The organism is Nostoc sp., assembly GCF_036919815.1.
Taxonomy (GTDB): Bacteria; Cyanobacteriota; Cyanobacteriia; order Cyanobacteriales; family Nostocaceae; genus Nostoc.
The window spans coordinates 20,342-47,068 of the sequence record NZ_JBALCE010000012.1 but is presented as its reverse complement, the minus strand read 5'-3'; the positions used below and the strand labels follow the sequence as shown (position 1 = coordinate 47,068).

At 42.4% G+C, this 26,727-nt stretch carries 29 protein-coding genes and 1 pseudogene; 14 read left to right on the top strand and 16 right to left on the bottom strand.

Features of this window, described 5'->3' with window-relative positions; all coding sequences use genetic code 11:
- The 10 genes and pseudogenes from V7K15_RS04260 to V7K15_RS04215 all read right to left on the bottom strand — a co-directional run.
- The coding region (locus V7K15_RS04260; protein ID WP_334903304.1) for a DUF2442 domain-containing protein at positions 1-246 on the bottom strand (246 nt) is incomplete at its 3' end.
- 119 nt (positions 247-365) lie between these two features.
- Complete coding sequence (locus V7K15_RS04255; RefSeq protein ID WP_334903302.1) at positions 366-593, bottom strand: hypothetical protein; 228 nt, start codon at positions 591-593, stop codon at positions 366-368.
- A gap of 75 nt (positions 594-668) precedes the next feature.
- Positions 669-806: pseudogene (locus V7K15_RS04250) on the bottom strand (AbrB/MazE/SpoVT family DNA-binding domain-containing protein); the annotation flags it as partial.
- A 22-nt stretch (positions 807-828) separates the two neighbouring features.
- On the bottom strand, positions 829-1,122 hold the full coding sequence (locus V7K15_RS04245) for a DUF2442 domain-containing protein (protein WP_334903300.1): 294 nt from the start codon (positions 1,120-1,122) through the stop codon (positions 829-831).
- Between the two features lie 3 nt (positions 1,123-1,125).
- Positions 1,126-1,386 (bottom strand): DUF4160 domain-containing protein, encoded by a 261-nt coding sequence (locus tag V7K15_RS04240; RefSeq protein WP_334903298.1) that lies wholly within the window; start codon positions 1,384-1,386, stop codon positions 1,126-1,128.
- Between the two features lie 153 nt (positions 1,387-1,539).
- A complete protein-coding gene (locus tag V7K15_RS04235; protein WP_334903296.1) occupies positions 1,540-2,943 on the bottom strand; it encodes a ferredoxin:protochlorophyllide reductase (ATP-dependent) subunit N in 1,404 nt (467 codons plus the stop codon).
- Between the two features lie 221 nt (positions 2,944-3,164).
- Positions 3,165-3,953 carry a DUF5331 domain-containing protein gene (locus V7K15_RS04230; protein ID WP_334903294.1) on the bottom strand — a complete coding sequence of 263 codons (789 nt, stop codon included), beginning with the start codon at positions 3,951-3,953 and terminating at the stop codon, positions 3,165-3,167.
- Positions 3,954-3,984: 31 nt separating this feature from the next.
- Complete coding sequence (bchL, locus tag V7K15_RS04225; protein WP_334903292.1) at positions 3,985-4,851, bottom strand: ferredoxin:protochlorophyllide reductase (ATP-dependent) iron-sulfur ATP-binding protein; 867 nt, start codon at positions 4,849-4,851, stop codon at positions 3,985-3,987.
- Between the two features lie 659 nt (positions 4,852-5,510).
- Complete coding sequence (locus V7K15_RS04220) at positions 5,511-5,765, bottom strand: TIGR02450 family Trp-rich protein (RefSeq protein WP_334903290.1); 255 nt, start codon at positions 5,763-5,765, stop codon at positions 5,511-5,513.
- A 37-nt stretch (positions 5,766-5,802) separates the two neighbouring features.
- Complete coding sequence (locus V7K15_RS04215) at positions 5,803-6,177, bottom strand: hypothetical protein (protein WP_334903288.1); 375 nt, start codon at positions 6,175-6,177, stop codon at positions 5,803-5,805.
- Between the two features lie 168 nt (positions 6,178-6,345).
- Here V7K15_RS04215 and V7K15_RS04210 point away from each other — a divergent pair, with 168 nt between their 5' ends.
- Positions 6,346-6,708: a hypothetical protein gene (locus tag V7K15_RS04210; RefSeq protein ID WP_334903286.1), complete on the top strand. Its 363-nt coding sequence runs from the start codon at positions 6,346-6,348 to the stop codon at positions 6,706-6,708.
- A 308-nt stretch (positions 6,709-7,016) separates the two neighbouring features.
- Here V7K15_RS04210 and V7K15_RS04205 read toward each other — a convergent pair whose 3' ends face one another.
- Positions 7,017-7,187, bottom strand: coding sequence for a hypothetical protein (locus tag V7K15_RS04205; protein ID WP_334903284.1), 171 nt, complete (start codon positions 7,185-7,187; stop codon positions 7,017-7,019).
- Positions 7,188-7,906: 719 nt separating this feature from the next.
- On the opposite strand from V7K15_RS04205, the gene clpB reads away from it, so the two are divergent.
- Positions 7,907-10,546 carry an ATP-dependent chaperone ClpB gene (clpB, locus tag V7K15_RS04200; protein ID WP_334903282.1) on the top strand — a complete coding sequence of 880 codons (2,640 nt, stop codon included), beginning with the start codon at positions 7,907-7,909 and terminating at the stop codon, positions 10,544-10,546.
- 161 nt (positions 10,547-10,707) lie between these two features.
- Entirely contained in the window at positions 10,708-11,577 is an 870-nt protein-coding gene (locus V7K15_RS04195) for a glycosyltransferase family 2 protein (RefSeq protein WP_334903280.1), read from the top strand.
- 315 nt (positions 11,578-11,892) lie between these two features.
- Here the strand turns inward: V7K15_RS04195 and V7K15_RS04190 are convergent, their stop codons facing one another.
- A complete protein-coding gene (locus V7K15_RS04190; protein WP_334903278.1) occupies positions 11,893-12,450 on the bottom strand; it encodes an SRPBCC family protein in 558 nt (185 codons plus the stop codon).
- Positions 12,451-12,857: 407 nt separating this feature from the next.
- Here V7K15_RS04190 and V7K15_RS04185 point away from each other — a divergent pair, with 407 nt between their 5' ends.
- The 4 genes from V7K15_RS04185 to V7K15_RS04170 all read left to right on the top strand — a co-directional run bounded on the left by V7K15_RS04185 (position 12,858) and on the right by V7K15_RS04170 (position 15,304).
- Entirely contained in the window at positions 12,858-13,052 is a 195-nt protein-coding gene (locus V7K15_RS04185; RefSeq protein WP_334903276.1) for a hypothetical protein, read from the top strand.
- A 362-nt stretch (positions 13,053-13,414) separates the two neighbouring features.
- Positions 13,415-13,579, top strand: coding sequence for a rubredoxin (gene rd, locus V7K15_RS04180; RefSeq protein WP_334903274.1), 165 nt, complete (start codon positions 13,415-13,417; stop codon positions 13,577-13,579).
- Between the two features lie 51 nt (positions 13,580-13,630).
- Positions 13,631-14,866, top strand: a complete 1,236-nt coding sequence (locus V7K15_RS04175; RefSeq protein ID WP_334903310.1) for an NAD(P)/FAD-dependent oxidoreductase — start codon at positions 13,631-13,633, stop codon at positions 14,864-14,866.
- A gap of 231 nt (positions 14,867-15,097) precedes the next feature.
- A complete protein-coding gene (locus tag V7K15_RS04170) occupies positions 15,098-15,304 on the top strand; it encodes a hypothetical protein (protein WP_334903272.1) in 207 nt (68 codons plus the stop codon).
- On the opposite strand, the gene V7K15_RS04165 is transcribed toward V7K15_RS04170, so the two are convergent.
- The gene (locus V7K15_RS04165; protein ID WP_334903270.1) at positions 15,283-16,311 is read right to left on the bottom strand and encodes a catalase family protein; all 1,029 of its coding nucleotides are present in this window, start codon (positions 16,309-16,311) and stop codon (positions 15,283-15,285) included. The two genes, V7K15_RS04170 and V7K15_RS04165, sit on opposite strands and share 22 nt — an antisense overlap.
- Before the next feature lie 302 nt (positions 16,312-16,613).
- Between V7K15_RS04165 and lpxD the strand changes: the two genes are divergently transcribed.
- Positions 16,614-17,666: a UDP-3-O-(3-hydroxymyristoyl)glucosamine N-acyltransferase gene (lpxD, locus tag V7K15_RS04160; RefSeq protein WP_334903268.1), complete on the top strand. Its 1,053-nt coding sequence runs from the start codon at positions 16,614-16,616 to the stop codon at positions 17,664-17,666.
- Here lpxD and V7K15_RS04155 read toward each other — a convergent pair.
- Together V7K15_RS04155 and V7K15_RS04150 are read right to left on the bottom strand one after the other, a co-directional pair.
- A complete protein-coding gene (locus V7K15_RS04155; RefSeq protein ID WP_334903266.1) occupies positions 17,625-17,963 on the bottom strand; it encodes a hypothetical protein in 339 nt (112 codons plus the stop codon). The two genes, lpxD and V7K15_RS04155, sit on opposite strands and share 42 nt — an antisense overlap.
- A gap of 151 nt (positions 17,964-18,114) precedes the next feature.
- Complete coding sequence (locus V7K15_RS04150; protein ID WP_334903264.1) at positions 18,115-19,020, bottom strand: CoB--CoM heterodisulfide reductase iron-sulfur subunit B family protein; 906 nt, start codon at positions 19,018-19,020, stop codon at positions 18,115-18,117.
- Between the two features lie 423 nt (positions 19,021-19,443).
- Here V7K15_RS04150 and acpP point away from each other — a divergent pair, with 423 nt between their 5' ends.
- From acpP to tkt, 4 genes are all read left to right on the top strand, one after another.
- Complete coding sequence (gene acpP / locus V7K15_RS04145) at positions 19,444-19,698, top strand: acyl carrier protein (RefSeq protein ID WP_334903262.1); 255 nt, start codon at positions 19,444-19,446, stop codon at positions 19,696-19,698.
- Between the two features lie 242 nt (positions 19,699-19,940).
- Entirely contained in the window at positions 19,941-21,191 is a 1,251-nt protein-coding gene (fabF, locus tag V7K15_RS04140) for a beta-ketoacyl-ACP synthase II (protein ID WP_334903260.1), read from the top strand.
- Positions 21,160-21,399, top strand: coding sequence for a hypothetical protein (locus tag V7K15_RS04135; RefSeq protein WP_334903258.1), 240 nt, complete (start codon positions 21,160-21,162; stop codon positions 21,397-21,399). The genes fabF and V7K15_RS04135 overlap by 32 nt, the downstream gene beginning before the upstream one ends.
- Before the next feature lie 174 nt (positions 21,400-21,573).
- On the top strand, positions 21,574-23,601 hold the full coding sequence (gene tkt / locus V7K15_RS04130; RefSeq protein ID WP_334903256.1) for a transketolase: 2,028 nt from the start codon (positions 21,574-21,576) through the stop codon (positions 23,599-23,601).
- Positions 23,602-23,963: 362 nt separating this feature from the next.
- Here the strand turns inward: tkt and V7K15_RS04125 are convergent, their stop codons facing one another.
- Positions 23,964-24,761 (bottom strand): Rpn family recombination-promoting nuclease/putative transposase, encoded by a 798-nt coding sequence (locus tag V7K15_RS04125; RefSeq protein ID WP_334903254.1) that lies wholly within the window; start codon positions 24,759-24,761, stop codon positions 23,964-23,966.
- A 517-nt stretch (positions 24,762-25,278) separates the two neighbouring features.
- Here V7K15_RS04125 and V7K15_RS04120 point away from each other — a divergent pair.
- Both V7K15_RS04120 and V7K15_RS04115 read left to right on the top strand, forming a co-directional pair.
- The gene (locus V7K15_RS04120) at positions 25,279-25,539 is read left to right on the top strand and encodes a VOC family protein (RefSeq protein ID WP_334903252.1); all 261 of its coding nucleotides are present in this window, start codon (positions 25,279-25,281) and stop codon (positions 25,537-25,539) included.
- 270 nt (positions 25,540-25,809) lie between these two features.
- Positions 25,810-26,721, top strand: coding sequence for a bestrophin family protein (locus V7K15_RS04115; protein ID WP_334903250.1), 912 nt, complete (start codon positions 25,810-25,812; stop codon positions 26,719-26,721).
- Positions 26,722-26,727: the final 6 nt, after the last annotated feature.

Sequence of the window (26,727 nt, the reverse complement as noted above, 5' to 3'; positions counted from 1 at the left end):
AGATTGGTTAGTAACCACAGAATAAAGAACATCTGGGTCTAAATCTGCGCCATTATCCCAGTGAATTGTTCCCCATTCACTATTAATTTTAACAGGTTTAAAATAGTTGAAATCTTTTAAATGTGCAAAAATTCCTGTAAATTCGATTAACTGGTTAACATCAACAATACCTTCTTTTCCGTCTTCAAACTTCAAATAGAGTTGATAGTTATCCTGAGGAATAACTTCTATAATATCTTTAAGCATAATTCACTATAATGGTTGAATTGTTTCTAAGGGATTATTTTGTCTTGCCAGTTGCCAGTTTTGTAGAAATTCTCGAAGTCAGCACCGCTTTGGGTGTTGAATTTGAAATGACAATTAGTTTATGATTCGTCGGCGAGTAATTCTTCTAGAGTTTCTTCAGTTAATCCTTTGGCTTGAGCATTTCTGCCGATTCTGTCAAAAACACTAAGTAAATCTTCATCTTTATTATTTGAAGAAGTTTTCTTTCTTTCTTGAATAAGTTTTTCTTGTTCTTGTGCGGGAAGTTGTCGGACAAGATTAAGAATTTGCTCGAAGGTTAGGGGGAGTTGATAGGTTTTTTGAGTCATGGTGAGTTCTGGAGTTAGGGAATAGAAACTTGTTAGCTTTTTTAATCAGGTTTGAGCCAGTTTTCTACTTTTAAATCACGATTCCTCTACACCTTGGCGAATCGCATTATCCATATCCTCAAGAGTTTTAGGTTTTCCTTGATATTTTAAGCAGCCCGCTACATCATCTAATTTAGTTTCTGGAAAAGATTTCTTAGGCTTTAATAAATCACCGACTTCTGGAATTGCTTCTGTTTTAACTCCAACTTTTTTCATATTCCTCTAGATTTCTATATGTGGGAATAGATTGGTTAGTAACCACAGAATAAAGAACATCTGGGTCTAAATCTGCGCCATTATCCCAGTGAATTGTTCCCCATTCACTATTAATTTTAACAGTTTTAAAATAGTTGAAATCTTTTAAAGGTGCAAAAACTCCTGTAAATTCGATTAACTGGTTAACATCAACAATACCTTCTTTTCCGTCTTCAAACTTCAAATAGAGTTGATAGTTATCGTGAGGAATAACTTCTATAATATCTTTAAGCATAATTCACTCTAATGGTTGAATTGTTTCTAAGGGATTATTTTGTCTTGCCAGTTGCCAGTTTTCTCTAAGTTCTGATTTATGCATAGCTGCCCATTCAATTACTAAACCAAGAACTCTAGGAGTGAGTTTACCTTCTAAAATTGATAAGGTTTCTATATCAATAATTGCCTTTTGCTGATTGTAGCGGACATGGAAATGAGGGGGCGGATGGTCGTTATAGTACATAGTAATGATAATCCCTAAAAAACGACAAATTTCGGGCATCAGATCATCTCCTCAATTATCCTGTCTATTCAGCCATACCTACCTGATTGTAACTATTTTTAGTAGCTTTTATTTTGCGCCTCTGTGAGACAAAAAAGGCGAACTTTTTGGGTTCGCCTTTATCATATGCTGTTGCTCAATTCAAACCCAAATCTAAATCTTCGCTTCTTCCCTCACCAACTTATCCCAACCCAAATCTTTCAAATTATTATTCCGACGCAACGGACGAGTCACCAACTCTAACAAGTCACGCGCATTCGTAAAACCGTGAATTTGAGCAAAAGTGAACTCCACAGACCACTTAGTATTAATACCGCGTGCTTCCAACGGGTTAGCGTGAGCCATACCAGTAATTACCAAATCTGGTTTCAACGCATAAATTCGCTGAAGTTGATTGTAATTATCCGGCTTCTCTACAATCCTTGGCAGAGGTGAATTCATTTCCTGGCAAGTTTTCTCCAGTAATGCCAACTCAGCAGCTTGATAGCGCTTATCCATGTAGGGAATGCCGATTTCGTGAACCGTCATCCCACACCGGATTAAAAATCTTGCTTGGGAAACTTCCAGCAAGTTATCACCCATGAAGAATACAGACTTACCGCGAATCAGTTTCACATAATCTTCCAAACCTGCCCAAATTTGTGCTTCCCGTTCATCCAAACCCTTCGGAGTAATACCGAACACCGAGCAGATTTTCTCAATCCAAGCGCGGGTGCCATCGGGGCCAATGGGGAAGGGTGCGCCAATGAGTTTACACTTGCGGCGACGCATTAAGGTGGTAGCTGTGCGGCTGAGGAAAGGGTTGACACCAGCGACATAATACCCTTCTTCCAATACTGGCAGTTCAGTGAAGCGCTTCGCGGGTAGCCAGCCGGAAACTTTGATGCCTTGTTTCTTCAGTTCCAAGGTTAACTGAGTAACTACGGGGTCGGGAAGGGAGCCAAAGAGAACCAGTGGTGTGTGATTTACGTACTCAGACTCATCTTGGGCGACATCTTCTTTCTTCTTACCAAAGTTGAGCAATTTTGCGATCGCATTACGTTCATTTTTCTCTGTTTCCGCCACAGGAGCCTTATCAGGGCAACGGTTAGCCATTGCAGCTAATACGGTGTCTTCTCCTTGGGTGAAGGCGTAATCTAGACCATTTGCACGCGCTACAACGATGGGAATCCCAATTTCAGATTCCAGCTTCGGTGCCAAGCCTTCCAAATCTGTTTTAATAATTTCGGTAGTGCAAGTGCCAATCCAGACAATTACACTCGGATTGCGATCGCGTTTAATCTGCAAGCACAACCGTTTTAACTCTTCATAATCATTCAATTGTGCCGAAATATCGCCCTCTTCCAACTCTGCCATTGCATAGCGAGGTTCAGCAAAAATCATCACTCCCATCGCGTTTTGCAGGAAGTAGCCACAAGTTTTTGTCCCAATCACCAAAAAGAAGCTATCTTCAATTTTTTGGTATAACCACGCCACGCAGCTAATTGGGCAAAAGGTATGGTAATTCCCAGTTTCACATTCAAAGTTTAAAGCTTCCGGTTGTTGAGCGACAGTCATTTTTGTTTTTTCTCCCCTTGATATTTAATAGCAGATCAAGCAATTTTAGATTTTAGATTGACAATTTTGGATTGAAGACTGGGACAACAAAAGTAACCTATGTCTGACGACAATTTCCCTAATTCCTAATCCAAAATCGTTCGACTGAGCGTAGCCGTTCGCGTAGCGTTCCGCAGGAAAGTCCCAAATCTAAAACTTAAAATTCCGAGGAACGGCAATAATTAAGCGTTGGGGAAGAGACGGGCAATTTCTGATTCATCAAAAACGCCTGCTGGCAGTTCTTCCCCTAAGAAATCGTTACTTTCTTCAGCCTTTTGCAAAGCTATTTGCTCACCCCAGACATCTGACAACACGTCTTTAAACGCATTCTCATCTAATGGACTCTCTTCAAGCGCCTCGTCGTCATCCAGCTTTATTTCCATTGCAGCTGTTGTATCGAAGGCAATTTCCCCAAACTCATCTGCTTCTAGACTAGAGATTTGGAGAGACTCATCTTTTGAGTCGTGTTCGTTGGATAAGGAAATATCGCCAAAGGCATTTTCGGTTTCCTCCAACTCGATCATCCTCAGGATTTGATCATCGGAATCCACGATTGCGAACTCTTCAACTACCGGCACCGACCCAAAGCCATTTGTATGAGAATGTGTCAATATTTCATCTTCCGGCTTTTCGTCAATGACAACTGCTGAATCATCTCCGTATTTTTCCGGTTCTGGGTTGATGGCAAAGCGATTACCGAGAGCGAAATCTGGGTCAAAATGCAAATCCAGCACCTCAATTAGGGTATCGGCATCAGGATTAAGTTTGGCAAAGGGCAACATTAACTGCGCTAGCTTTGGCTCTAGGGCGTTAACTACTCCCAGGATGAGGTAAGAAGGTGGTCGCTTCCCGCCATCAGGGGTGTACACTGATTCCACTTGCATGTGCAGGGTAATCCAGTCTCGATTGTTCTGGAAAAATTGCAACCACTTTTGCTTTAATGAATCCGTAAAGCTGTGAAAGAAAGCCATATTATTGCCCCCATCCTGAGAACTTGGTGATTTATACAATCATCAAGTCTAGTTCCTCTTCTGATTTAGGAACCTGGGGTTTACCCGGATTTAAATAAAAATCAGATAACAAAGAGAACAATTCCCGATCTGGTGTGTCGTTAGGTACAACACCTTCAGGACGCGCCAAAATTTGGTCGGCGATGCTGAGATAGTAGTCGCAAACGTACTCTAGGGAAGGATCTTGCTCTGCCATTTCAAACAAAGTTTTCCCTTTCACACGGGAAACACGGATATCTTCAATCAAAGGTAAAACTTCTAGAACTGGCATGGGCACAGCTTCTATATATTTTTCAATCAAGTCGCGTTTGGAGGTGCGGTTGCCAATTAACCCAGCTAAACGTAGTGGGTGAGTTCGGGCTTTTTCGCGGACTGAAGCCGCAATGCGGTTAGCAGCAAACAAAGCATCAAAGCCGTTGTCTGTAACGATCAGGCAGTAATCTGCATAGTTGAGTGGTGCAGCAAAACCACCGCAAACTACGTCACCCAGAACGTCAAAAAGAATTATATCGTATTCATCAAAGGCGTTGAGTTCCTTAAGTAATTTTACGGTCTCACCGACTACGTAGCCGCCGCACCCAGCACCCGCAGGTGGTCCACCAGCTTCTACGCAATCAACACCACCGTAGCCTTTGTAAATCACATCTTCCGGCCAGACATCTTCGTAGTGATAGTCCTTTTCTTGAAGGGTGTCGATAATTGTGGGAATCAAAAACCCAGTCAGGGTGAAGGTGCTGTCATGTTTGGGGTCGCAGCCAATTTGCAGCACTTTCTTGCCACGTTTAGCTAGGGCGACTGATATGTTACAGCTAGTTGTAGATTTGCCGATACCACCTTTTCCGTAGACTGCTAGTTTCACTGTTGTTTGCCTCTGATAGCTTTTTGTCAAACTTGTGGCTCAAACATTTGCCTTCACCTGTGCTGAAGATGGCGATGCGTGAGGTCTGTTGATGTCATTATTGGGCAAATTACATAGAAAAGAAAGTGGCTCTGAATCTGTAAAACGGTCTAATATCATGATTTACAGATTAATTATGTGTATTTGGGGTTTTATCAAGCTCAAAGACTTTAATAGCTCTAAAAATAGTGAATAAAAGCTTTTTATTAGTTATTTTTATAAAAATAGTTACAAAATAAAAAAAGCTCTAATTGGCTTTTTTGAATGGTTTTCATAGAATTAGCTGATGTGTTTTCAGGGCATTGGGGCGCAGAGTCAAGGGCAAAGAGAGGTATACGCAAGCCTAATGCTGGAAATACTATTGGAATTTGGGTTAGCGTAGCTCACCGTTCGCGTAGCGTCTCGTAGAGAAGGTATCGCAGATAAATTGGCAGTTTTCAGTCGCTAGCGAAGATCCTTTAATTGCTGCTTGAGAGTAAGTTACTCTGAATTTTGTAAAAAATTATTAAATTACTAAATAAGAGGCAGCAGCCCACTGATGGGCATTCCCAGTCAGAAACTGTGAACAAGGGGAATTACGCGATTTTGTTAAAATTTTTCGGCTGTGCGGATTAAAGTAATTAGGACACCTCAGTTTCAAGTTCGTGGATTTCCTGTAATGTTTGCCAGCCAGGTTGCCACTGGGAGTTATCTTGTAATAATTTGGCATTTATCCAGAAACGGACTTTCGGATCACAAGCAGCAACCATTTCGGCGTAAACCCACTTAGCCTGATTTTTACGGTTGACAACTTGGAAGTGCCGCCAGCCATCAACTTTTTGCTGTGCAGTCCACTTAGAACCAACTAGGTAAGGAAATTTTTGTTTTTTTGTCATTACTCAATTGTCTCTCCTCTGCTTCCCTAGTCCCCAGCTAAGATCGAACTAAATCACCATTACGGGTAAACTTGTGACAATGCAACTCACTATCTTGCTGGACACATAGCGAAAACCATCTGATATGGCTCCAGCAGGTGTTGATGTTATTGGTAATTTTGCGCTTTTTCTTGGAAAGTCGTTGCCTTACAACTTCATTAGGGCAAAGAATTTCTAACGTACCCGTACCATCTTCGTAATTGACGATGCGAAATAGACAGTCTTGCAACATAGCGCGGCTGCTGCTGTCGAAGAACCGCTTAAACCGATGTAGCTTTTCCCCTTCAGTCATTTGGCTGATGGGTTTTATTTTCAAGAAATCCTCATCCTCAAAGTCAAAGTTATCATCTTCAAAGTCGTAGGGGTCAATCATTTTCAGCATCCACTAATCAAACTCAATCTGGTAACACCCTTTAAGTAAAAACTAATTTATAAAGCAAGTATGAATTTCCTATAATCGCTTTTTACAATTTTCAATCGCTTGCTCAGGGGTTGTTCGCGTAGAGCTATAATTTGAGGCAAAGGATTCCAAACTGGAAGTATGACAACAGTAGCAATCTTGCCAATCTTTGATGCTGATGGTGAAAAAACTTATCGCGCCATTGCAGGGGATAAGCACTCTGTTGGCCAAACTGCGGGGCAAGCCCTAGATGCGTTAACTACTCAGTTGGGTGAAACGGAGTTCAGCGCACTGCTTGTCATCCAAAACTTTAGCCCTGACCCGTTTTTTAGCGCTAAACAACAAAAACGGTTATCGGAATTGATGAGTTTATGGCGGTTGGCACGAGATCAGGGGCAAGCATTACCACCAGAACAACAAGCAGAGTTAGATACTTTGGTTGAGGCTGAATTAAGAGCAGCAACAGCCCGAACAGCCGCATTGATAGAGCAAGAGAGTTTGTGAATCGGTATTACACTGCGATCGCACAACGAACCAACTATCATTGTGACTACTGCCAAGCCTCTGAACTAATCTTTAACGATAATTAATGAGTTCGGCGACGAAAATAGTTTGTTTGGAGTAAGTCGGGGATTTGGTGGGAACTTAGCCGTGAGTCGATATAGCGAAAGGGCATTTATCTCTTATTCTTGACGTGAATCTGACTGGGGGGGATGCCAACCCGCTTCTACCCAAAAACGACGAGCCACTTGAATCGATTTTGGAACATACACTTTATGATCTGCTAGCGGTGTATAGGGAAAATCTTCTGCTTATACTTGCCTGATTAAATCTTTTAGATTAGCTTCAAGATTAAAGGCAAATATTTGAAACCCCAACTCATCAATAATCATACGGCTAGTTACATTTACTGTTCTTTGCCAAGCCAGCAGAAAATTATCGTAAGTTAGAAATTTATCCCACATATTTTCAAAGGATGCCATTATTTCTATCTACTATTTAGTATTTAGCCAATAAAGTGTAAATCATCAAAGGTCTGTACTTATTTGAGTTATTCGCTAAGAGAAGTTCTTAACTCAGAATCCTAATCATAGAAAAGAAAATAAGTAGCTTTAAATCATAACATTAATTCAATCATTTGCCTAGTAAATATACATAAATTTTAATAGTTTTTTGTAGCCATTAGTTACTGCAATACCTCTCTGCCTCGCAATAGCTCTGCAAACCCTCGACTACCGCATGAACCTGCAAAAACTCAACTTACATTGGTTCCAATGTCAAACTCAACATTGCTAACTTTAAATCTCCTCTTGCATCAGGAGGCGCTATCAATGAAACCGATGTACCTTGCTTAAATGCTTCCTCCACCTGTTCTCGTCAGTCGGGTTCATCTAGCCAAACTGTAAGATTGCCCAGTTGCAAAACATCCAGCAAAATTTTTTTATCAGAGAATGTTTTAAAAGGGTCTTTTGCTCTCATAGTTGGCACAGCGAAGCATCTCAGTACATGGCTAAAAGCTTGAGAATCGCAAATAGGAAATTAGGATTAGGGGAAAATACCACTTCCACAAGATGTGAACACCGATCTAGGCGATCGCTCTCCTGTTCTTACAATATCTATTGAGAACAGAAATTTTCTTGACTTGGTGTTCTGGTGGTAGCCTGGCATCAGTCGTTGCGCCTCTACATTCCTGAAAAAGCCTATGCAACCTACTAATCCTAACCAATTTACAGAAAAAGCCTGGGAAGCGATCGCCCATACTCAGGATATTGTTAAACAATATCAACAACAGCAGATAGAAAGCGAACATCTGCTGAAAGCGCTGTTAGAACAAGATGGACTAGCCAACGTTATCTTTACTAAAACAGGTGTTAATCTTCAAAAACTGCGCGATCGCACTGAACAATTTTTCCAACGTCAACCGAAAGTATCCGGTACTAGCAGTTCAGTATACTTAGGACGCAGCTTGGATACACTTCTAGATCGAGCAGATGCGTATCGCAAAGAGTTTCAAGACGAATATATTTCAATTGAACACTTATTGCTGGCTTACGCTAAAGATGACCGCTTTGGTAAAGGTTTATTCCAAGAATTTGGTTTAGACGAAGGCAAACTAAAAAATATTATTAAACAAATTCGGGGGAGCCAAAAAGTGACCGACCAAAATCCAGAAGGCAAATACGAAGCACTGGAAAAATACGGGCGTGACCTCACAGAAGCCGCCCGTAAAGGTCAACTCGATCCAGTGATTGGGCGGGATGATGAGATTCGCCGCACTATCCAAATTTTATCACGCCGCACTAAGAATAACCCGGTGTTAATTGGTGAACCAGGTGTTGGTAAAACTGCGATCGCTGAAGGATTAGCACAGCGCATTATTGCAGGGGATGTACCTCAATCTCTCAAAGATCGCAAGCTAATCGCTTTAGATATGGGTGCTTTGATTGCCGGGGCAAAATTCCGGGGTGAATTTGAAGAACGCCTGAAAGCAGTATTAAAAGAAGTTACCGAATCTGGCGGCAAGATTGTTTTATTTATTGATGAAATTCACACCGTTGTCGGCGCTGGTGCAACCCAAGGCGCGATGGATGCGGGTAATTTGTTAAAACCGATGTTGGCGCGGGGAGAATTGCGTTGTATTGGGGCGACAACGTTAGATGAATACCGCAAATATATTGAAAAAGATGCCGCACTGGAAAGACGCTTCCAGCAAGTTTATGTGGATCAGCCCAGTGTAGAAGATAGTATTTCGATTTTGCGCGGGTTGAGAGAACGTTATGAAAACCACCACGGGGTAAAGATTTCTGATAGTGCTTTAGTTGCCGCAGCCGTATTGTCGAGTCGATATATTAGCGATCGCTTCTTACCAGATAAAGCCATTGATTTGGTAGACGAAGCCGCCGCGAGACTGAAAATGGAGATTACCTCTAAACCAGAAGAACTTGACGAAATCGATCGCAAAATTCTGCAATTGGAAATGGAGAAGCTATCGCTGCAAAAAGAAAGTGATGCAGCTTCTCGTGAACGTCTAGAAAGACTGGAAAAAGAAATTGCTGATCTCAAAGAAGAACAAAGAACACTGAATACTCAATGGCAATCAGAAAAAGATATCATTGACAAAATTCAGTCCGTTAAAAAAGAGATGGAACGGGTTAACTTAGAGATTCAGCAAGCAGAACGCGACTACGATCTGAACCGCGCTGCGGAGTTGAAATACGGTAACTTAACCAGTTTGCATCGTCAATTGGAAGCAGTAGAAGCTGAATTGGCAAATACTCAAAAAACGGGTAAATCACTATTACGGGAAGAAGTCACAGAAGCTGATATTGCCGAAATTATTTCTAAATGGACAGGGATTCCGATTAGCAAGTTGGTGGAATCTGAGAAAGAAAAACTGCTGCATTTAGAAGATGAACTGCACCGGCGCGTGATTGGACAAGAAGAAGCAGTCACAGCTGTAGCGGATGCAATTCAGCGATCGCGGGCTGGACTGGCTGATCCTAATCGTCCCATCGCTAGCTTTATTTTCCTTGGGCCTACGGGTGTGGGTAAAACGGAATTGGCGAAAGCGCTGGCGGGGTATATGTTCGATAGCGAAGATGCGCTGGTGCGAATCGATATGTCTGAGTATATGGAAAAACACGCCGTCTCTCGTTTAATCGGTGCGCCTCCAGGATACGTAGGTTACGAAGAAGGCGGACAACTTACAGAAGCAATTCGGCGTCGTCCTTACTCAGTGATTCTCTTCGACGAAATCGAGAAAGCACACCCCGATGTATTCAATATCTTCTTGCAAATTCTCGATGATGGTCGCGTCACTGATGCCCAAGGTCATAAGGTGGACTTCAAGAACGCTATTATCATCATGACCAGCAACATCGGTTCGCAGTACATTCTTGATGTCGCCGGGGATAACGCCCACTACGACGAAATGCAGCGTCGAGTCATGGAAGCGATGCGAAATAGCTTCCGTCCAGAGTTTCTGAACCGAGTTGACGAAATCATCATCTTTCACGGTTTGGATAAGAAGGAATTGCGGCAAATTGTGCTATTGCAAGTTGAGAGACTACGCCAAAGACTGGGCGATACCTCCAGTGGGCTTCGCCAACGCAAAATATCCTTGAGACTTTCGGATATTGCACTTGACTTTTTAGCAGAAGTAGGATATGACCCAGTATATGGAGCGCGTCCACTGAAACGAGCCATTCAGCGAGAGTTAGAAACTCAAATTGCTAAAGGTATCTTGCGCGGCGAATTCAACGACGGCGACACCATCTTTGTAGATGTGCAGAATGAAAGGTTGTCCTTTAGCCGTTTACCAGTCGAGGTATTTACTGGATAATTACACTTCATAAATCACACACAAAAACCCGTTTTCTAACAGAGAGCGGGTTTTTGAATTATTTAGAGGAAAGTGGGAATCATAAATTATGTTCATCAAAGGAATTGGGAATTAGAAAAACTCTTTCCCAGTCTCCAGCCCATTTTACGAGGTGATAACTAATGATTAGTGTAATTACACCAGTTTATAACGGTGAGAAATTTATAGAATCCTGCCTTCAGAATGTCATCAACCAAAATTTTGCAGAAGTCGAGCATATCATTGTCGATGGCGGCTCAACCGACAAAACAATAGATATTATCAAAGATTACGCCAATCAACATCCCCACATTCACTGGATTTCTGAAAAAGATCAGGGACAATCAGATGCGATGAATAAAGGAATTTCTATGGCACAAGGATCGATTATAGGCATTTTAAACGTTGATGATTTCTATGAACCAAAGGTTATTAGCCGCATATCGGAACTCTTTAAAACTCTACCAGAACCTAGCTTGATTGTTGGCAATTGTCATAAGTGGGATCATCGAGACAAGTTAATTCAGATTAATAAACCTAAACGACTACGGACAGTTGATTTATTAATGGAAAAGCAAATTAATGATGACGGAATGATTGATACTAGTTTTCCTTTAAATCCATCCGCTTACTTCTACCACAAATCTTTGCATCAAAAAATTGGAGTCTACAAAGTTGAAGAACATTATGCAATGGATGTAGATTTCCTACTGAAAGCAGTTAGAGTAGCTCATGTCAAATATTTTAATGAAACTTGGGGAAATTATCGATATTATCCAGGAACGAAAACTTTTGATGATTCTACAAATGGAACAAGTCAAACGCGAGTCCAACAGTTGTTTAAGGAGTATGCTAAAACACTCCCCTTAATTGAGCAATGGGAGATACGTTTGACTGGAATCATCAATTTTATTTCATTAAAAATTTTCTATTTTTCTAAGTATCCGCAACGATTACCCGAATCGATTCATAATCGATTCATGAAATCGATTTCGTATTTAAACACTAAATAAGAAGTTGTAGCAATACTGCGTAGGTTAAGCCTAAAAAATTACTCTGATGTAGGTTGGGTTGAGGAACGTAGCTCGCTTCCCGTAGGGTAACCCAACATTTTCAGGGTTTTGTTGGGTTTCACTGCGTTCAACCCAACCTACAAATCTAAGTATCCGCAACGATTACCTGAATCGATTTCCTATTTAAACACTAAATAAGAAGTTGTAAAGAATAAGAATTAAATAACATACAATTTATGTCCCTGGCTTACCTCACCCTCAATCCCTGTCCTTATAAAGGAGAGGGAAGCTAGATACAGGATGAAGTTTTCCATTTTATTGATTCTTACACATAACTTGTCGCATTTTACGCATATTCGTAGGTAACTCAAAGTTCATAGCTTGTTGAATAAAAATTGAAGGTATGGGGATATTAGGCGTAGCCTCTACACTGTAAGCTAGTAGAGTCCCATTACCACAATCTTCAAGCTCCAAGTTGGCTGTAAAGTCCAGAAAAGTCCCTTTCTCCATGCGAAATTGGATTTGTTGACCTAGTACTTCTACGACGTTGAGATAAATTTCAACTTGAGCTGTGAAAAACATAAAGGCTTTTTGTGCTACTTGATATAAATGTTTGCCGTCGCCTTTATGCAAAACTTCGCTTTTGGTGATGTCAGGAAAATATTGTACCCAACGAGGGTAATCAGTTAATTGCTGCCAGACTTGCGATCGCACCATCGGCAAATACATCCACGCTGTCACAGCGCCACCCCACGTCTTGTGCGATCGCGTTTCTACCAAAATTTCACCCTGTACCAGCAACCTTTGCTTGTCTTGACTCCAAGCCATATCTGAACCTGCAATAATTGAGTCTGATATATAAGATGCAGACATAAGATTTAAGTTACTCCTCAACTCATCCACCTAAATGGAGTTGAAACCACAAGCCATAAAACTTGATTTAGATCCAACCCACTAAATTCTAGTTCCAATCTAATACTTATCTTTTCTGGAAACGGTGATTTTTGGTAATTATTTCAGAGACTTTACTATAAATGCTGTCTTTGTGATCACAATTAACACAATCAATGCTTAAGTGAATTTGATCAGAGCAATATTTGGAGATGAAAAACTGAGTTGTTAACGGCTAGAATTGCACAAACACGACCTAATATCAAGCACCTTACCCCAAGGTTTGGATAGCATCTCTCGATTTTTACGTATTATTTCTGATGAAACGACAACTTCATCGTAACTTCATATTTTATGTGTAATCTCTGTTGAGTTGAGAGGAAAACTAGGTGAATCAATCTTTTTTAAATCGTAGATTAATCCAGATTTTTGGTATCCTTCTCGGCATTAGCGTCGCCATCTGGGTACTGAGAGGCTTTGGTATTCTGACTTTTATTCCAGGGGGAATTATTTGGCTATTGCTACTTGGGGCGATCGCGATCGCGATTATCAGTTATGTCCAAAGGAGATGGTGGCGTTTTTAATCTGATTTATGAAGAAGTCATTAGTCATTGGTCACTTGTACTGAGCGGCGTCGTTGGCGCAGCCTCTCGTAGAGAAGTATTAGTCATTAGTCTAAGATACAAGAGTTTTTGGTAGATACCTCGCCCTTGGCGATGCCCTGAGCTTGCCGAAGGGTGGGTGAAAAAACTAATGATTAGGACTAATTCAAACCACGTTAAAAAGTGGGCGTGGTAACTCAAGGACTAATGACTCTCGCGTTGCGGTTTGATTTGATGATTTTCATGCGTAGTCTCGTTTAAGAATTGTAGCGTGCCTATTTTGACTCACTGGCAAAAGTATTTAATAGTGAAGCAATGCCAATAATTTACTAGAGGAAACGAGCATGGAAAAGTACATATGTACTGTTTGCGGCTATGAATATGACCCAGAAGTAGGCGATCCAGATAGCGACATAGCACCGGGAACACCTTTTGAAGATTTACCAGAGAATTGGTCATGTCCCACTTGCGGTACCCAAAAATCAGACTTTGAACCCCATGAAGAGTGAAGATAACAGCTAGCCTAGAGAGTAGGTGCTGTAAAAGAGACATTTTTGAAATTGTTACCGTTACAAATCGTAGTTATTGGGGGTGGGGCAGCAGGATTTTTTGGCGCGATCGCTTGTGCTAAAGCTAATCCTGATGCCGAAGTTACTTTACTCGAAGCCAGTCGCCAACCCCTAGCGAAAGTGCTAATTTCTGGTGGCGGACGCTGCAACGTTACTCATGCCTGCTTTGACGCTGAGGAGTTAGTCCAAAATTACCCCAGAGGTGCAAAAGCTTTGCGGGGTGCTTTAACTCGTTTCCAGCCTCAAGATACAGTAGCTTGGTTTGCTGCTCATGGAGTCTATCTCAAAACTGAAGCTGATGGCCGGATGTTTCCTGTCACCAATACTTCAGAAACGATTGTGGAATGTCTGATTAAAGCGATGGCGACATCTGGGGTAAAACTCCGTATCGGGACACATGTAACTTCAGTGAAACGAACCGCAGTAGATGGGGGGTTTGAAATTTTTCTGAAGTCGGGAGAGACGATTAAATGCGATCGCTTACTTCTGGCGACCGGCAGCAGCCTTGTAGGTTATAAAATTGTCCGAGAGTTAGGTCATCAAATTGAACCGCCAGTACCCTCGTTATTTACCTTCAACATTCTCGATCAAAAGTTGAGGGAGTTAGCTGGAGTTAGCGTTAACCCCGCCCAATTGCGGTTATCTGCGGGCGGAAAATCCCAATTACAACAAACTGGGCCATTACTAATTACCCACTGGGGTTTGAGTGGCCCCGCCGTTTTAAAGCTTTCTGCTTGGGGTGCGAGAGTTCTGCACGAAAGCCGCTATCAAGCCAGATTATTGATTAATTGGCTGCCTGATTTGCACCAAGAACAAGTACGAGAAAAAGTTTTAGCAGTTAAGGATGAATGGGGAAAGAAAGCGATCGCATTACATCGAGGTGTTGATCTACCCCATCGTCTCTGGCAATATATCATTGCTCGTGCAGGCATTACCACAGAAGACCGTTGGGCAGAAATATCTAGTAAAACTTTAAATCAACTGGTGCAAGAACTTACTCAAGGAGAATACTTAATCAACGGCAAAGGAGCCTTCAAAGAAGAATTTGTTACCTGTGGCGGCGTCAAACTTAAAGAAGTCAACTTCAAGACAATGGAAAGTAGATTAATTCCTGGTCTTTATTTTGCTGGAGAAATCTTAGATATTGATGGTGTCACCGGTGGGTTTAACTTCCAAAGTGCTTGGACAACCGGCTATTTAGCAGGGATAGCAATGGCGACTAACTAGATAGCTTAAGAGAGTTTGTAGTAAGCACTTTAGTGCTTAGAGGATGTTTGAAAAGTCCTTTTGTTGGTAGCAAAACGTTTTAGATGCCCCGATAAATTGGTGGACTTTAATTCCGGTTCCCCCTTAAAAAGGGGGGAACAACAAGTGTTTAAAATCATAGTTAACTACTTTTCAAACAACCTCTTAGAAAATTAGGACTAAAGTCATTACTACGGTTCTGGGCACTGCTGATTGGGGGCTTTTTTAGCTGTTGCTTTTAACTACGACAAGATTGTTGGTTCTGATTTTGATGAACCAAGTAGCAGTATCAAGGCAACAATAGAAAAACCCCAGTTAGATTCACTCAGTCAATGTCTACCCCGATTTCCTTTCCAATTGCGAGTCCGGTTGAAGATGAAAAAGCATCTGATTACTAATTACGAATTACTATCAGGCTGATCTAAAATCTGACTATAAGGTTGAGGTTCTCTTAAACGCTGTTCAGTATATTGATGGCGAAACTTCACAGCTTCTAAGTAGATTTTTTTCCGAGCTAAATTAATAATACCTAAAGGCTCATGTTCTGGTAAGGTGTGCCAAGGAGAGAAAGATAACCCCTCATTTAATCGGTTGCGTTCTTCAAAGTCAAATTTCTGAGCCGGAATTTTGACAGTAGCCAGTTTAATAAATGGTGCATCCTCTTCTTTCCACTCTTTAGTGGGATCTTCAATAGGTGTCTTTTCGTCGTCTACAAAAAGCTGTACTAGAAAGTCAAAATTTGCTTCTTTTGCTTCTTGAGTGAGATATTTGACTACTGCTTCACGCAGATAATTTTCGGAATCAGGTTTTCTATCGGGAATTTCATCTGGTTGGTGTGGCTGAAGTGAAAATTTAATCACATGAGAGCCAAGTTTATAGGGAGTCGTACTCCAGTATGGGATGAGTAAGGGATTCGCTACCTGTTTGCTGCCAGCAGCTTGGATAATTTCAAATACTGGTGCAAGCGATCGCAATAATTCTGGATCAGCCTGACCACTACCAACTTTCCCCAAATCAGCAAACTGTTGCAGGGTTCGCGTTATAAAAACTGGGTGACTAAGAAAAATAAAATCTTGTGTGTACTTCTCATCATCAAGTACCTTTTCCCCTTCTACCTCCAGAAGTTTGATAGCTAAGCCGTGAATATCTGGTTGCAAGTCTGATTTGAATTTGCCACGTTTTTCAGGTGCAGAAGCATTAGATAACCGTACCCAAATTGGATAACTCCGTTTTTGGGCAAACACACCCACCCGCCAGGATTCGGGTATGTTGTCTTCGACAATTAATTCTCCCCAAACCAAACCATGACTTTTAGGATGTGTCTGGCGCAAGTCAGGCCCTTTCTGTGCTTGTTCCTCTAATACACTTGCCAATATGGCATCGGTTTCTGCTGACTGTGTGGCTAGGGATAAGCTCAAATCGCTCATGCTTTTTTCCTTGAGTACAAAATTTTAACAAATTAATACAATTTAAATACTGTGATGAGTATATAGGCTCAAAATATATTTATGATAATTTTAAGATTAACTTTATAAATAGCTCAACTCGGTTTCAACCGACTAATCACAGTACTTTTAGTCCGTTTCAACGGACTTTTGCTATTAGTCAGGGACTTGAGTCCCTGGCGGTTCAAGTATTTTCGCAATAGGTTTAATAATTATCTGACTAGTACAAAGCGGCAAAAATAAAGCTACCATCCTTTGTAAATCAATTGTGAACACACCCAACAATGAAATTCAGCGAAATCCTGTGCCAATTTGGTGACGCCGCCAGCAATCATAGCCTGACTAGCAACCCAGACCATGACCCAGAAATTACCGGGGTAGGAGCCATTGATGAAGCACCCAACGGTACTATCAGCTACGTAGAAGGTGCAAAATTTGGGTCTTTTATCGGCAAGACCAATGCTACTGCTTTAATTTTGCCCCAAGACGAAAAATTACAGGTACTTGCACAAGAACGCGGTATTGTCTGGATAGCAACCGCAGATCCGCGACTGTTGTTTGCCAAAGCGATCGCACTTTTTTACCAACCATATCGCCCCATCCCAAAAATTCATCCCACTGCTGTAATTGACTCCACCGCAAAAATTGGTAGTGATGTTTATATTGGTCCCCATGCTGTGATTCAACAAGGGGTAGAAATTGGTAATGGCGCAATCATTCATCCGAATGTGGTGATTTATCCAGATGCCAAAATAGGCGATCGCACCATCTTACACGCCAACTGTACCATCCACGAACGCAGCCGCATCGGTGCAGATTGCGTCATTTATAGTGGTGCTGTCATCGGTGCAGAAGGCTTTGGTTTTGTTCCTACCCGTACCGGTTGGTTAAAAATGGAACAATCCGGCTATACAGTCTTAGAAGATGGTGTGGTAGTTGGCTGCAACAGTGGCATTGACCGCCCAGCCGTCGGAGAAACGCGGATAGGTCACAATACAGTAATTGATAACTTAGTGCAAATAGGTCATGGTTGCCAAATCGGTGCCGCCTGTGCGATCGCAGGTCAGGTTGGGATCGCAGGAGGCGTTAAACTGGGAAATCGCGTTATTTTAGCTGGACAAACAGGAATAGTCAATCAAGTGAAGATGGGAGATGGGGCGATGACATCTGCTCAAACTGGAATTCACAGCGATGTTGCACCAGGAGAAATTGTCTGCGGAAGTCCAGCCCTTCCTTACAAACTATATCTCAAGGTATCTGCTGTTTATGGTCGCTTGCCAGATATGTATCAATCGTTAAAACAATTGCAACGTAAATTTAAAAATAGCAATGATTAATACATAAGAACTCGGAACTTCAAGCTCAGAACTCGGAACTTCAGCTTCAGAACTCGGAACTTCAGCTTCAGAACTCGGAACTTCAGCTTCAGAACTCGGAACTTCAAGCTCAGAACTCGGAACTTCAAGCTCAGAACTCGGAACTTCAAGCTCAGAACTCGGAACTTCAGCTTCAGAACTCGGAACTTCAAGCTCAGAACTCGGAACTTCAAGCTCAGAACTCGGAACTTCAAGCTCAGAAATCGGAACTTCAAACCTCTCTGGCTGGAAATGCTCCTCATTGCTGCTCTGCCGCAAGTCTTGAGGCGGCAGCCCTCCAATTAGGCATTCCCAGTCTCTGACTGGGAACGAGAGAACGAGACAATCTCTAAAAGCTGCTTATAGACTGGCTTTCACCTTAAATTCATCTCAATGAATATTCTTGTGCATCTACCTTCTACTCCATAAACTAAAATCCTAATTTTTCCAGCACTGGCTTTGTAGAAACAATGTGGCGTTCTAAACCCAGTTCTTTGGGACTAACCCCAAGCGCCAAAGCAATCAACTGGGGTAAATGCAACACTGGTAAACCTAGCTTCTGTTCAATCACCTTTTCTACCTCTGGCTGACGCGAATCTAAATTTAAGTGGCACAAAGGACAAGGCGTAACTATACAGTCAGCACCAGATGCCAAAGCGTCCTGAATATGCATCCCCGCCATCTTGAAAGATTCGGTAGTGGCATAACTAGAAAGAGGCCAACCGCAACATTGCGTCCGACCTCGGTAATAAATTGGTGTTGCACCCACCGCCCGAAACATATTTTCCATCGCTTCCGGTTGGAAAGGGTCATCATAAGGCATAGATTTTTGAGCGCGAAGGAGATAACAGCCATAAAAAGCCGCACATTTTAATCCAGTTAATTTCCGCGTCACACGTTTAGTAATTTCCTCTAAACCGTAATCTGTTACCAAGGCGTAGAGAAGATGTTTAACCTCAGCAGTGCCGCGATAAGGCGAACAGCCTTCTTTATGCAGCAAGCCATTAACCTGTTCAATGTAGGCAGGGTTAGTAGTCTGACATTCTTTTAGGTGTTCGTTGACGTGACCGATAACACCTTGACAAGTGCTGCAATGGGTAAGTAAGGGTAGATTTAATTCTTCTGCTAGGGCAATATTTCTGGCGTTGACTGTATCTTCTAGCAGTTGGGAATCTTCTTTAAATGTGCCAGAACCACAGCAAGCAGCTTTTTTAAGTTCAACCAATTCAATGCCCAATGCTTGGGTAAGCGCTTGAGTTGACTGGTAAAGTTCCCGACAGGCACCTTGGGCAACACAACCGGGGAAGTAAGCGTATTTCAGCGTGTGAGGTAGCATAGTAGTATGTTTGGGTTAGAGCGATCGCTCTAAACAATAACTGTTTTATCATCCCTTGTTAGCACCGAAGCTCTGATGTTGACGTTGGGCGACCCTTTAACCGTCTAGGTTCAAAGCCGCAGCATCTACATACTTCTTATTGCTAGCAAGGCTGTAAATACTGATCTAGACATTGTAAAAAATTTTAGCAATAATTGGAAACCCGAAGCATTTACACGGGATCGGCGAAGGCGTAGCACGCTCCACTGACCAAGTGTTAAGAGAAAACTTACCTGATTCATTTTAGGAATGGGAGTGGTTTTCTCACAGAAAAACCCTTAGCAGTATGCGGGCGATCGCGCTTGACGATAAGATGTATATGCTCAAAACAATGTCTCCTCTAAAGAGCAGATTCTCGCAACTGGTTAAGGACTTTTATTATTTATGAGCCAAACCGAACTTTTTGAAAAGGTCAAGAAAATCGTCACCGAACAATTGAGTGTTGACGATCCTGCCAAAATCACACCCCAGTCGAAGTTTATGGACGATCTAGGAGCAGATTCCTTGGATACCGTTGAACTGGTGATGGCTTTGGAAGAAGAATTTGATATCGAAATTCCTGACGAAGCTGCCGAGCAGATTTTAACGGTTCAAGATGCAGTAGATTACATCAACAACAAAGTTACCGCATCAGCTTAACTCTTGATTGGGGATTGGGAAGATTTTTCTCCAGCACTTAGTCACCCGAAGGGTGACGTTAGGAACGTCGCTAACGCTGACACTAACGCCAGTCGCTCTAAGTCGGAAATCCAATGGCAGTCGCTCATAAAGGAAATCTTTAAGACGCTTCGGGTGACGCTCCTACCGCGCTGGCTCACCAGTACCTAGTCGCTAGTCTCGAATTTTTTGCCTGCTGCTTTTTCGCCATTTTTAACTGAATCATGACAGATTATACACGTAAACGCGTTGTTGTAACTGGTGTTGGCGCGATTACACCTATAGGTAATACAGCAACAGAATATTGGGATGGATTATTGAGTGGACGCAATGGCATAGACTACATCACCCTTTTTGATCCGTCTCGCCATGATTGCCGCTTTGCTGGTGAAGTGAAAAATTTCGATCCACATGATTACTTGGAGCGCAAAGAGGCCAAGCGGATGGATCGATTTGCCCAATTTGGGGTTGCGGCAGCAAAACAGGCTCTATCTAACGCGGAGTTAGTGATCAATGACCTGAATGCAGAACAGGTAGGTGTGATGATCGGTTCTGGCGTTGGTGGCATCAAGGTATTAGAAGACCAGCAAACTATCTATCTGAACCGTGGCCCCGATCGCTGTAGTCCATTCATGATCCCGATGATGATCGCCAATATGGCCGCAGGATTAACGGCAATTCACACGGGGGCTAAAGGCCCAAACTCCTGCCCTGTAACTGCCTGTGCTGCTGGCTCCAACGCCATCGGAGATGCTTTTCGCCTAATTCAAGGGGGATACGCCCAGGCGATGATTTGCGGGGGAACGGAGTCGGCTGTCACACCATTGTCGATAGCTGGGTTCGCCGCTTGCAAGGCACTCTCTTTTAGCAATGATCACCCGACTACAGCTTGCCGTCCCTTCGACCGCGATCGCAACGGATTTGTCTTGGGTGAAGGTTCAGGAATTCTAATTCTAGAAGAACTCGAACACGCCATCAGTCGCGGCGCTCACATTTATGCGGAAATGATCGGCTATGGTATGACCTGTGACGCCTACCATATCACCTCCCCCGTACCTGGTGGATTCGGAGCCGCTAGAGCGATCGAACTAGCGCTCAAAGATGCCAGTATAACTCCCGAACAGATTAGCTATATTAATGCCCACGGCACCAGTACCCCAGCTAATGATTCAACTGAAACCTCAGCCATCAAAAAAGCCTTGGGAGAATATGCTTATAAAGTGGCAATTAGCTCCACCAAATCGATGACAGGTCATCTTTTGGGAGGTTCTGGAGGCATTGAAGCAGTAGCAACAGTAATGGCGATCGCTAATGACCAAATTCCCCCGACAATCAATCTGGAAAATCCCGATCCAGAGTGTGACTTAGATTACGTGCCTAACTTTAGCCGCGCTCAAAAAGTCGAGGTGGCAATATCCAATTCTTTTGGATTTGGCGGTCATAATGTCACACTGGTCTTTAAGAAATACGTCTAAAAAAAGTCAGGAGGCAGAGGGAGATGAGGGAGATGAGGGGGATGAGGGGGATGTAGCTTTAGCTTTCCTACGGAACGCTACGCGAACCCGCAGGGTGGGAGACAAGGGGAATAACCAATGCCCAATGCCCAATGCCCAATGCCCCATGCCCCATGCCCAATGCCCAATGCCCAATGCCCAAAGTATCAGAAATATCATTCCGATATAACTTAAGCGTTCAGCATGACCCAATTATCAGCTTGATTTATCACCAGAAACTCAGGAGATCCCGCTTGTCCATCCACAAGCGGGAATGGGATGATGAGGATATGTGGGGAATCTAAAATAACCCCAGCAAAAGAAGCTACGAAGAGTGCTAACCTGTCGTTAAAAACAAGAAATTATGACTGTTGCAACCCAATCCGCCAAAGAACTGTCCGTCGAAGAACTTTGTATTAACTCGATCCGCTTCTTGGCTGTTGATGCCGTTGAAAAGGCCAAATCGGGACACCCAGGACTACCGATGGGCGCGGCTCCGATGGCTTTTGTCCTCTGGGATCGCTTTTTGAAGTTTAACCCCAAGAATCCCAAATGGTTTAACCGCGATCGCTTCGTCTTGTCTGCCGGTCATGGCTCGATGTTGCAGTACGCCCTGCTTTTTCTGACAGGCTACGACAGTGTAAGCATTGAAGATATCAAGCAATTCCGTCAATGGGAGTCCAAAACCCCTGGACACCCCGAAAACTTCATGACCCCAGGCGTGGAAGTGACCACCGGGCCATTAGGTCAAGGAATTGCCAATGCAGTCGGTTTAGCGATCGCTGAAGCGCACCTGGGCGCAAAATTTAACAAACCTGATACCAAGATTGTTGACCATTACACCTACGTAATTGTGGGTGACGGTTGCAACATGGAAGGAATTTCTGGGGAAGCTGCTTCTTTCGCAGGACACTTGGGATTAGGCAAACTCATCGCTCTATACGACGACAACCACATTTCTATCGATGGTTCCACAGATGTGGCATTCACCGAAGATGTTTCCAAGCGCTTTGAAGCATACGGTTGGCACGTTTTGCATGTCGAGGATGGCAACACCGATTTAGAAGCGATTGAAAAAGCAATTGAAGCAGCCAAAGCTGTTACTGATAAGCCTTCTTTCATTAAGGTAACAACCATTATTGGTTACGGTTCGCCCAACAAAGCAAATACTGCTGGTGTTCATGGTGCTGCCCTTGGTGGAGACGAAATAGCATTAACTCGGAAAAATTTGGGTTGGGAATACGAGCCTTTCGTAATACCAGAAGAGGCTCTCAACCACACACGCAAAGCAGTTGAGCGCGGCGCAGGTTACGAAACCGAATGGAACAAGACTTTTGCGGACTACAAAGCTAAGTATGCCCAAGAAGCGGCTGAATTTGAACGCTACATCAGCGGCAAACTAGCCGATGGCTGGGATAAGGTACTACCCACCTACACCCCAGAAGATAAAGGAATACCCACCCGCAAACACTCAGAAAACTGCCTCAACAAACTAGCGACAGTTTTACCTGAATTGATTGGTGGTTCGGCTGACTTAACCCACTCCAACCTTACCGAAATCAAGGGACAGGGCGACTTCCAAAAAGGGCAATACCAAAACCCCAACATCCACTTTGGGGTACGGGAACATGGTATGGGCGCAATCTGTAATGGTATCGCACTGCACGCTTCGGGATTAATTCCCTACGGCGCTACCTTCTTGATCTTCACAGATTATATGCGGGCTGCCATCCGCTTATCCGCCCTTTCCCAAGCTGGCTCGATTTGGGTGATGACTCACGATTCCATTGGACAAGGTGAAGATGGCCCCACACACCAACCCATTGAAACTCTGGCTTCCTTACGAGCCATTCCTAATTTAACCGTGTTTCGTCCCGCAGACGGTAATGAAACCTCTGGCGCTTATAAAATAGCGATCGAAAAGTCGAAGCAAAACGCTCCATCTCTATTGGCGTTCACCCGTCAAAACGTTCCCAACTTGGCAGGTACATCGATTGAGGGCGTTGCGAAGGGTGGATATACCGTGGTGGATAGCGAAGGTACACCTGAAATCATCCTGATTGGCACTGGTTCAGAATTGAGCCTCGCCGTCGGCGCAGCCGAAAAACTCACGGCTGAAGGTAAGAAAGTCCGTGTTGTCTCCATGCCCTCAACTGATTTGTTTGATGCACAGGATGCAGCTTATAAAGAATCCGTGCTACCAAAAGCTGTCACCAAGCGTTTATCTGTAGAAGCTGCTAGCAGTTTCGGTTGGCATAAGTACGTGGGTACTGAAGGCGATTGCGTTAGTATCGATCGCTTTGGTGCTTCCGCTCCAGGCGGTGTTTGTTTAGAGAAGTTTGGCTTTAGCGTTGATAATGTATTAGCTAAGGCTAAAAAATTGTTGGGTTAATAGCAACAGAATATTCTCGAAATTTTGTGGGTTGGGCATGATGCCCAGCCTTTTTTACTCAGCACTGAGTGCGATGAAGAGTGCTGAGTGCTGAGTAAAAAGACCACGCCACTTGCGGGTGGGGTATCAACCAACTCCATAAAAGAAAAGATTCCACGCCACTTGCGGGTGGGGCAAAAACCCAAGTTCAAAAGTAGTGAGTACTTCTTAATTTACTCAGCACTCAGGACTCAGCACTCAGCACTAAGTTGGTAAACTTGATGGAGTAGAAGCTATACGGTACATTATGTGCCAAACTTTGAAACCCGCGAATGCGGGTTTTGCTTGTCTAGCCTCGTATTTTATAAAGCGATTAGTTAAAATTAAGATTTTTGAATCTCCTCTTGTAAAACTTGAATTTGCTCAATAGATAATTCAGTAACTTGAGCAATTTGCTCTAAACTCATTCCAATTTGCAATAAATTTAAAGCCAACTTTCTTGTTGTTTCTGCTTTACCTTCTGCTTTGCCTTCTGCTTTGCCTTTCGCTTCGCCTTCTTCTAGGATTTGTTGATAAATGACTGATTCGCGCATAATATCACTCCTTAAAATCTTGCTAATTACATTTTTACTTAACACCAAACCTGCTAGAATTCCACTGGCAGCAGCTATATTTCTTTGTAGCTGTTGATCGGTAATTGCTTCAACTGCTTTCGCTACTTGGGTTAATACCATTGTAGGCTCGTTTGTCTGACTTAGCACGGCAAAGGGTAATAAACCTGGAATACTCATAAACTTGTCTGTAGGTTGTTCCCAGAGGCGTATTACCTCAAACTCATGATAAGTATTGTTTAATCTAAAACTGTTTTCACTGACTAATATTGAACCTGTTTTTCGTAAATAGATTACTATTTGGCGCATTTCTTTACGAGGAAAACGACGATAAACCCTAACCCGATAATCTAACATCCGAAACGGAATATCTTCATCAGCGTCGGTTTGAAACTCGGTATGTAGAACTAAATCATCAGATTGCAATAAAATTAATGAATCGGCGCGAATTGGTTCGCTTGATAATTCAGTAGGGCTAAGTTCTGTTAATTTAATTGGTGAACCTAGTAACCAATTTGCCAAGTCATCTTTGAAGTTTTCGGCAATGAATTTACAGATATTGTCATACATGGCGCACTGGTTTTGTTTCAGTCAGACTTTGCTTTACTTATTCTGTTTTTTAATTCTATCAATAGACATCTGGTGAAATTAAATATGCGTTACCCAGAACCCTTGTAGAGACGTAGCACTGCTACGTCTCTACATTCTTTTTCACTCCTATATCTAATATATAGAAAAGTAAAATATTCACTGGAGTCTAGACTAGATGGGTAATTTTAAATTCTAGTAATGAAAAAACTCCAGAAATGTTTGTGGCAAATCTGGAGTCAGGAAAGATACGCATTTACCTACATCAAATTTTCACCGTGAGAGCATCCTACGTCATCAGGGTATACACTCAAATGTAGATAAAGGTGTCTAAGGATAAGCACTGATGCTCCAACTCTTCTCTACGAGAGGCTGCGCCAAGGAGACGCTACGCCAACGACGGGAACTGCTAACGCTGCGCTTTTCCAAAAAGAAACTCCAGATGCGCTTAAGGCATCTGGAGTAGTAACAGGTTTCTAACATCAATCAATTTTTACCTATGCGATCGCCAGATGTCGTTGGGGTATATACTCAAATTTATTTTATGTGTGATCATCCGCCCATTGAACAGCAGGTTACTTTCTTTTATACCGATGATCTCGATGTGTCCACAGAATTCTACCAACAAAAGCTGGGCTTAAAATTCAGGCTTGACCAAGGAACCTGTCGAATTTATACTGTTAGTGGCTCTGGATACTTGGAATTGTGCCAAGCAAGCGAAATATCAACTCCTCTACGTTATTCCGTAACTCGTGCGTAAGTACTAGGAAAGTAGGATACAGTCATTGCTGCCAGCATATCCTGTTATCTTCCCAACACTACTTGTTACAATATCCTCTTTGCCAATCCTGCTATTTCTATAGTTATTATTTTTAAAGTATCGATGTTTAATCTATAGCAATCCTAAATCATTCGTGAAAAGTTAGAACCCCGACTTCTCAAAGAAGTCGAAAATCTGGACACCGAGAATTTTCACAAATCAGATAGGATTGCTATATCAGTTGACTAAATATTCTCTTAGGATAACTGTATGACAGCCGAAAAAATCACATGGCTACGCACAAAATTACAACTTAAAGGTTCGGTGCTTAAAGCAATTTACAAACATATTTTATGGTGCGGAGCTTTCGGATTTTTGATTTCTCTACTTTACCATTTTAAGATGCCTATATCCCAACCTATTTTAGGAAGTGTTATTCCTAGTATTGTTTTAGGTTTGTTACTTGTATTTCGTACAAATACTGCTTATGAGCGATTTTGGGAAGGGAGGAAATGCTGGGGTTCTATAGTAAATAACGTCAGAAATTTGGCGCGGGAAATTTGGGTGTCAATTGATGAAATCTCACCAGAAGATAAAGATAATAAAATTACGGCGTTAAACTTATTGGCAGCTTTTGCTGTGACAACTAAATTACATTTGCGGGGAGAGGCAGTCAATAGCGAGTTAGAAGAATTAATGCCATCTAGTAAGTATAGAAAACTGAAAATTATGAATAATCCCCCGATAGAGGTTGCCTTTTGGATAGGAGATTATTTACAGCAGCAGTATCATCGCAATTGCCTTAATAGCTACCAGTTAACATCTATGCAAGAATTATTGAATAATCTTGTGGATAATTTAGGAGCTTGCGAACGGATTTTAAAAACACCTATGCCATTAGCTTATTCGATTCATTTGAAGCAATTATTGTTACTATATTGTTTCCTGTTCCCCTTTCAAATAGTGGAGAGTCTGGGTTGGTGGACAGGTTTAATTGCTGCTTTCGTTGGTTTTACAGTATTTGGCATTGAAGCCATCGGTTTGGAGATAGAAAACCCCTTTGGTTATGATCCTAATGACTTACCTCTAGATGCGATTTGCGAAACAATGAAACGCAATATTGACGATTTAATTACTCTAACCCCAAATGCGCGATCGCATCGAAGTAATTTGACCTATTGAGAAAAA

What these genes read in the sequence shown, in the direction of transcription:
- clpB (WP_334903282.1), top strand. Translation starts at nt 7,907, where the DNA reads ATGCAACCTACTAATCCTAACCAATTTACAGAAAAAGCCTGGGAAGCG.
- V7K15_RS04190 (WP_334903278.1), bottom strand. Translation starts at nt 12,450, where the DNA reads ATGTCTGCATCTTATATATCAGACTCAATTATTGCAGGTTCAGATATG.
- acpP (WP_334903262.1), top strand. Translation starts at nt 19,444, where the DNA reads ATGAGCCAAACCGAACTTTTTGAAAAGGTCAAGAAAATCGTCACCGAA.
- tkt (WP_334903256.1), top strand. Translation starts at nt 21,574, where the DNA reads ATGACTGTTGCAACCCAATCCGCCAAAGAACTGTCCGTCGAAGAACTT.
- V7K15_RS04165 (WP_334903270.1), bottom strand. Translation starts at nt 16,311, where the DNA reads ATGAGCGATTTGAGCTTATCCCTAGCCACACAGTCAGCAGAAACCGAT.
- rd (WP_334903274.1), top strand. Translation starts at nt 13,415, where the DNA reads ATGGAAAAGTACATATGTACTGTTTGCGGCTATGAATATGACCCAGAA.
- V7K15_RS04255 (WP_334903302.1), bottom strand. Translation starts at nt 593, where the DNA reads ATGACTCAAAAAACCTATCAACTCCCCCTAACCTTCGAGCAAATTCTT.
- V7K15_RS04125 (WP_334903254.1), bottom strand. Translation starts at nt 24,761, where the DNA reads ATGTATGACAATATCTGTAAATTCATTGCCGAAAACTTCAAAGATGAC.
- V7K15_RS04230 (WP_334903294.1), bottom strand. Translation starts at nt 3,953, where the DNA reads ATGGCTTTCTTTCACAGCTTTACGGATTCATTAAAGCAAAAGTGGTTG.
- V7K15_RS04210 (WP_334903286.1), top strand. Translation starts at nt 6,346, where the DNA reads ATGACAACAGTAGCAATCTTGCCAATCTTTGATGCTGATGGTGAAAAA.
- V7K15_RS04150 (WP_334903264.1), bottom strand. Translation starts at nt 19,020, where the DNA reads ATGCTACCTCACACGCTGAAATACGCTTACTTCCCCGGTTGTGTTGCC.
- fabF (WP_334903260.1), top strand. Translation starts at nt 19,941, where the DNA reads ATGACAGATTATACACGTAAACGCGTTGTTGTAACTGGTGTTGGCGCG.
- V7K15_RS04235 (WP_334903296.1), bottom strand. Translation starts at nt 2,943, where the DNA reads ATGACTGTCGCTCAACAACCGGAAGCTTTAAACTTTGAATGTGAAACT.
- V7K15_RS04205 (WP_334903284.1), bottom strand. Translation starts at nt 7,187, where the DNA reads ATGGCATCCTTTGAAAATATGTGGGATAAATTTCTAACTTACGATAAT.
- V7K15_RS04240 (WP_334903298.1), bottom strand. Translation starts at nt 1,386, where the DNA reads ATGCCCGAAATTTGTCGTTTTTTAGGGATTATCATTACTATGTACTAT.
- V7K15_RS04215 (WP_334903288.1), bottom strand. Translation starts at nt 6,177, where the DNA reads ATGATTGACCCCTACGACTTTGAAGATGATAACTTTGACTTTGAGGAT.
- lpxD (WP_334903268.1), top strand. Translation starts at nt 16,614, where the DNA reads ATGAAATTCAGCGAAATCCTGTGCCAATTTGGTGACGCCGCCAGCAAT.
- V7K15_RS04195 (WP_334903280.1), top strand. Translation starts at nt 10,708, where the DNA reads ATGATTAGTGTAATTACACCAGTTTATAACGGTGAGAAATTTATAGAA.
- V7K15_RS04120 (WP_334903252.1), top strand. Translation starts at nt 25,279, where the DNA reads ATGCGATCGCCAGATGTCGTTGGGGTATATACTCAAATTTATTTTATG.
- V7K15_RS04220 (WP_334903290.1), bottom strand. Translation starts at nt 5,765, where the DNA reads ATGACAAAAAAACAAAAATTTCCTTACCTAGTTGGTTCTAAGTGGACT.
- V7K15_RS04135 (WP_334903258.1), top strand. Translation starts at nt 21,160, where the DNA reads ATGTCACACTGGTCTTTAAGAAATACGTCTAAAAAAAGTCAGGAGGCA.
- V7K15_RS04245 (WP_334903300.1), bottom strand. Translation starts at nt 1,122, where the DNA reads ATGCTTAAAGATATTATAGAAGTTATTCCTCACGATAACTATCAACTC.
- V7K15_RS04115 (WP_334903250.1), top strand. Translation starts at nt 25,810, where the DNA reads ATGACAGCCGAAAAAATCACATGGCTACGCACAAAATTACAACTTAAA.